Annotated in this window: 4 protein-coding genes; all 4 read right to left on the minus strand. The window is 69.8% G+C overall.

From position 1 onward, the window contains the following. Window positions 1–297 precede the first annotated feature (297 nt). Window positions 298–690: a type II toxin-antitoxin system death-on-curing family toxin gene (locus tag SZN_RS35335; RefSeq protein WP_007504909.1), complete on the minus strand. Its 393-nt coding sequence runs from the start codon at window positions 688–690 to the stop codon at window positions 298–300. After that, the gene (locus SZN_RS35340) at window positions 687–881 is read right to left on the minus strand and encodes a ribbon-helix-helix protein, CopG family (RefSeq protein WP_043734843.1); all 195 of its coding nucleotides are present in this window, start codon (window positions 879–881) and stop codon (window positions 687–689) included. The genes SZN_RS35335 and SZN_RS35340 overlap by 4 nt, the downstream gene beginning before the upstream one ends. Window positions 882–1,173: 292 nt before the next feature. After that, on the minus strand, window positions 1,174–2,502 hold the full coding sequence (locus SZN_RS35345; protein WP_007504913.1) for a class I SAM-dependent RNA methyltransferase: 1,329 nt from the start codon (window positions 2,500–2,502) through the stop codon (window positions 1,174–1,176). Window positions 2,503–2,600: 98 nt separating this feature from the next. Next, a complete protein-coding gene (locus tag SZN_RS35350) occupies window positions 2,601–4,649 on the minus strand; it encodes an APC family permease (protein ID WP_007504915.1) in 2,049 nt (682 codons plus the stop codon). Window positions 4,650–4,975 lie beyond the last annotated feature (326 nt).

Below are 4,975 nucleotides of genomic sequence, written 5' to 3' on the forward strand. Positions count from 1 at the left end.
AAAAACCTCGCCGGGCCAGTCATCCGGATCACCCCCCAGACATGGACCCGCTTCATCGCAACGCCACCGACACACCTGCACCCCTAACCCACCGCACGAACCCGGCGGAACGTGGCGAGTCCAGGGGCCGACGCTTCAAGGGATCACCGAAAACAGGCTCCCTCCCCGAGAGCCAACGGAGTTGACCGAAAGGTTCTGAGCTCGCCATGAACACTGCCGAGTACCCGACCACACCTGACACCCTCACCTGGTTCAAGAGGTACAGCTCAACATGATGTGCCCTCACCTCGTCGAACCTCAGGAAACGGGGAACCATGTCGAAAGACACTTGGCGATGGCCGGTACCTCGATGTTGTCCTGTGCGACGTCCTCGACGAACGGGCCGGCCACGGAGACGGGTGGCGGAACAGCACCGGCACTGACGCCGTTGAACCGCAGGAAGACGCGCATGGCGAGCCATGCGGTGCGCTTGTTGCCGTCGATCAGCGCGTGATTGCGGGCGACGGAGTGCAGGAGTGCCGCAGCCTTTTCGTGCAGCGTGGGATACAACTCGGCCCCGAACACGTTCGTCCGGGGCCGCTCGATCGCCGACACCAGAAGGCCCATGTCCCGCACGCTGTGTTCGGTGCCGTTGACCGTGCGGGCGATGGCCAGGATCTCGTCGATCTGGAGGTGGCGCACGTCTGTCACTTCAGGTAGTCCAGAATCTCCGCGTCACTCTCCATCAGCTCGGCCAGGACGTCATCAACCTTCAGCTCGGCCCGGTCCTGGGCGTCACGGATGGCCTCGATGGCAAGTTCCTGCTTGCTGCGACCCTCCCGACGAGCCCGCTCGGACAGCTTCGCGTCAAGGTCGTCGGGGAGTCGGAGTGTCATCGCCATACAGGCATGATACCAGACTGGTATCATGTCGGTCGCGGTCAATCCTCGCCCCTGGCAATGCGGGCCCCAGGATGGCGGCTTGGAGCGTCTGCGGAGGCGCGGCTGAGGCTTCCACTGCGAGCGTCAAGAATCTCCGAACGCCCCTCGGAGAACGTCACCCGCGGAAGCCTCCCGCTCACGAAACCACAGGTCAGCGAGTCGTGGAGATCGACCCGACCGCTCGAACCGCGCCGCGGAGGGAAACAGGTCGAGCACCACCGGACAAACCTGAAAACCCAAGAAAGTCGGGAGGTCAGGAGCCCTTCGCGGCCGGTTCGAGGATCGCGACGCACTCCACATGATGAGTCATCGGAAACAGATCGAACGCCCGCAGCGTCCGCACCCGGTACCCCCCGTCCCTGAAGTACCCCAGGTCCCGGGCCAGGGCGGCCGGGTCGCAGGCGACGTAGGCGATGCGGCGGGCGCGCAGGGACGACAGGTGCTCGACCGTCTTGCGGCCCGCTCCCGCGCGCGGGGGGTCCAGAACGATCAGGTCGACCTCGGTGATGCCGGTGCGCGGCAGCACCGCGTCGACCTTGCCCTGCTCGATGCGGACGCGTTCGAAGTCGGCCAGGTTGTGGCGGGCGTCCTCCACCGCGCGCTTGCCGGACTCGATGCCGAGGACCGCGCCCTTGTCGCCGAGGCGGTCGGCGAGGGCGCCCGCGAAGAGGCCGACGCCGCAGTAGAGGTCGAGCGCCATCTCGCCCTTGCGGGGCAGCAGTCCCTGCATGACCGCCGTCACCAGGGTGTCCGCGGCCTTGGGGTGGACCTGCCAGAAGCCGCCGCTGCCGACGCGGTGGGTGCGGCCGTCGGCGCGTTCGCGGACGAAGGGGCGGCCGTGGACGCGGTGGACGCCGCCGTCCTTCTCGCCGACCCGCATCACCGACACCGGGCGGTCCAGCTCGACGAGGGGAAGCCGCGCGCCGGGCCGCGGGGCCAGGATGACCTGGCGGTCCTGCGAGCCGGTCGCCGCGATCGCCTCGACCGACGCCATGCCGGTCCAGTCGCGCTTCTCGATGCCCAGTTCGCTGACGCCCTCGGCGGCGATCATGCAGTGGTCGACCGGTTCGACCTCGTGCGAGCGGTGCCGGCGCAGTCCGGCGTGCCCGTCGGCGTCGACCGCGTACTGCACGCGGGTGCGCCACTGCGGCACCTGCCCGGCGGGCAGCTTGTCGCCCTCGGCCGGCATGACCGTGCCGTCCCAGCCGACGTCCTCGGGCGTGAGGCCCGCGAGCCGCTCCAACTGCTCGGCGACGACCTCGCCCTTCATCCGGCGCTGCGCGCCCGGCTTGGCGTGCTGCCAGTCGCAGCCGCCGCAGCGGCCGGGGCCGGAGAAGGGGCAGGGCGCCTCGACGCGGTCCTTGGCGGCCGTGCGGATCTCCACCGCGTCGGCGCGCAGGAAGCGGTCGCCCTCCTCGCCCTCGGTCACCCGGGCCACGACCCGCTCGCCGGGCAGGGTGTGCCGGACGAAGAGGACCTGTCCCGCCTCGGTGCGGGCGATGCAGTGCCCGCCGTGGGCGACGGGGCCGACCTCGACCTCGTACTCCTCCCCCACCAGCGACTTCTTCGGTTCTGCCTGCATGGTGGGGTGACTCCAGATCGAGAAGGGGCACGGCCCGCCCCTGGGGTGCCGCGGCGGGCCCGACAACAGCCCACCAGTCTACGTGCTCCCCGCCCCCGTCATTTCCGGGCTTCGCTCTCCCTGGACCGCTCCTGGGCCGGGCCGCGCCGCACCGCACCGGGCGCGTTCCACTCGCCGCGCCTGCGGGCGCGGACCTTGGCCGCCTCGGAGGACTGGAGCTGGTACGGCACCGAGGTCACCATGACGCCCGGCGTGAACAGGAGTCTGCCCTTGAGCCGCAGCGCGCTCTGGTTGTGCAGCAGGTGCTCGTACCAGTGGCCGACGACGTACTCGGGGATGATCACCGACACCGCGTCGCGCGGGGACTCCTTGCGCAGCCCCTTCACGTACTCGATGATCGGCCGCGTGATCTCGCGGTAGGGCGAGTCGAGCACCTTCAGCGGTACGTCTATGCCGCGCCGCTCCCACTCCTCGCGCAGCGCCTTGGTCTCCGCCGGGTCGACGTTGACGCTGAGCGCCTCCAGGGTGTCCGAGCGCAGCAGCTTGGCGTAGGCGAGGGCGCGCAGCGCGGGGCGGTGGATCTTGGAGACCAGGACGACGGAGTGCACGCGGGACGGCCGTACGCTGTCGTCGGTGGGGCCCTCGGGGGCGGCGAGTTCCTCGGATACGCGGTCGTAGTGGCGGCGGATGGCCGTCATGGTGCCGAAGAAGATGACCATGCCGACCAGGGCCACCCAGGCGCCGTGGGTGAACTTCGTGACGAGCACGACGATCAGGACCACGCCGGTGAAGAAGGCGCCGAAGGCGTTGATGGCGCGCGAGCGGACCATGTGCCGGCGCTTGTCCTGGTCCTTCTCCGTGGCCAGCAGGCGGTTCCAGTGGCGGACCATGCCGGTCTGGCTGAGCGTGAACGACACGAACACGCCGACGATGTAGAGCTGGATCAGCCGGGTGGAGTCGGCGCCGTAGATCCACACGAGCAGGGCGGCCGCGCCGGCCAGCAGGACGATCCCGTTGGAGAAGGCGAGCCGGTCGCCGCGGGTGTGGAGCTGGCGGGGCAGGTAGCGGTCCTGGGCGAGGATCGAGCCGAGGACGGGGAAGCCGTTGTAGGCGGTGTTCGCGGCGAGGAAGAGGACCAGGGCGGTGGCCGCGGCGAGGACGACGAACAGGAAGGTGCCCTTGCCGAAGACGGCCTCGGCGACCTGGGTGATCACCGGGTTCTGGACATAGCCGGAGCCGGCCGCGACGCCGTTCTTGACCAGGTCGACGGCCGGGTTCTCGGCCATGCGGACGTTGGTCGTCATCGCCAGGGCGATGATGCCGCAGAACATGGTGACGGCCAGCAGGCCCATCATCGCCAGCGTGTTCGCGGCGTTCTTGGACTTGGGCTTGCGGAAGGCGGGGACGCCGTTGGAGATGGCCTCGACGCCGGTGAGCGCCGCGCAGCCGGAGGAGAAGGCGCGCAGCAGCAGGAAGACCAGCGCGAAGCCGGCGAGGCCCTGCTGCTCGGGCTTGATCTCGTACGACGCCGTGGGTGCCCGCATGGTGTCGCCGAGGATCAGCCCGCGGAACGCGCCCCACGCGATCATGATGAAGACGCCCACGACGAAGACGTAGGTCGGGATCGCGAAGAGGTTCCCGGACTCCTTGACGCCGCGCAGGTTCATCAGCGTCAGCAGGAGGATCACCGCCACCGCGGCCTCCACCTTGTGCTCGACGACGAACGGGACCGCGGAGCCGAGGTTCTCGATGCCGGAGGAGATGGAGACGGCGACGGTCAGGACGTAGTCGACGAGCAGGGCGCTCGCGACGGTCAGTCCCGCCTTGGGGCCGAGGTTGGTGGTCGCCACCTCGTAGTCGCCGCCGCCGCTGGGATAGGCGTGGACGTTCTGCCGGTAGGAGGCGACCACGGTGAACATCAGCACGACGACCGCGACCGCGATCCAGGGGCTGAAGTGGTAGGCCGACACACCCGCGATGGAGAGGACCAGCAGCACCTCTCCGGGCGCGTACGCCACGGAGGACAGCGGGTCGGAGGCGAAGACGGGCAGGGCGATGCGCTTCGGCAGGAGCGTTTCCCCCAGCCGATCGCTGCGCAGTGCGCGCCCGATCAGAATCCGCTTGGGCACGTCGGTCAGTTTGGACACAACAGAGAATCGTATGCCCCCTGCCTGGGGCGGAGCACATCCGGGTGAAATCTCGCGCGGCGCGGGGGTGAATCCCCGGCCCCGTCCGCGCCGGGGAGGCGGCCGGGCGGCGCCCGCGTGCCTCCATGACCTGCGTCGGTACGCCCGTCGCCCCCTGGCCACCCCACCACGTACGGAGACCCCATGTCGCAGACGGCCGCTCAGCTCGTCGGGGCCCTCGTCGCGCTCGTCTGGATCGCGGCCCTGGCCCTGGCCAGTGTGCGCAGCTTCCACCGCCGCTGAGCCGCGCCGCGCCCCTCCCGCCGCCCGTTCCCGCACGTTCCCGC

The sequence above is a fragment of the Streptomyces zinciresistens K42 genome (genome assembly GCF_000225525.1).
GTDB lineage: Bacteria > Actinomycetota > Actinomycetes > Streptomycetales > Streptomycetaceae > Streptomyces > Streptomyces zinciresistens.